This window comes from Vibrio sp. 811 (assembly GCF_033339195.1).
In genome coordinates, this window is sequence record NZ_JAWOUB010000222.1 from 1 (window position 1) to 859 (window position 859).

Here is an 859-nt window from a genome sequence, read left to right on the forward strand (position 1 = left end):
CCAAGTTAAAGCGCCACCAACCATTAATCCTGCCACTGAGTAGCTAAACAACTCTGCCATACTGGTCGGTTGAAACAGCGTCATTGACGTGGTTTGCCAGAACTGTCGAATTGACATCCCTAGCCAAATGGCTGCTAATGCAAAGCCAAGACATGCGACCGCTAATCGGTGTACACGCAGCGTATTCCAGCGTTTAACGACCGCAGCAATGAGAATGCACTCTGGTAGTAGCCAACCTAAACTCAGCATGTTGAACACAGGCATGGCTTGTGCCGATACGTTGTTGGTGATGAGTGGCGATTCAACGCTGTTCAGCCATACCGTCAATAGCGCGAATACGCCCCACAATAAGTAGCTGTAGGCTTGATAAACAAGGGTGAGCTGTTGAGCAAATTGGCTGCGATAACTGTAAACCAAGCCCATAACCAGTGCTTGATTGGCAAAGACCACGGCACTTGTGAAATCGATGTGCCCCAAATAGCCGTATTGTCCCGTTAACCAGTAGTTGGTTTGGGTGAACAACGCCATTAAGAACACATGCAAAAACGCCCCTTCGAACCAGTTGGTCAGGTCGGAATCTTGTTTCGCTAGCACGCCTCGGGCATAGGTTAAGATAGCCAATGACGGCACGTAACTAAGAATGACCCAAGCCCAATGCCCACTCTCAACCGGCTGCCATTGTGGAATAAATGGCAGCAACGTGAGACGAACCACCAAAATACCCATCACGATTTTGACCGCCCAACTTGCTGGGCGAAAGAACCCGGCTTGGATTTGCAGTGCCATCACCGCGACTTGTATCGAAATGGCAGTGGTGAGCCAAGTGTCGCTTAACCAAACGAAAGCGACGCCAGAAATC

General features: G+C 49.8%; 1 protein-coding gene. It reads right to left on the reverse strand.

Annotated features, from left to right (window positions below):
- A partial coding sequence (locus tag R7Q46_RS25960) for a DUF2339 domain-containing protein (protein ID WP_318078054.1) occupies positions 1-859 on the reverse strand: 859 nt, incomplete at both ends.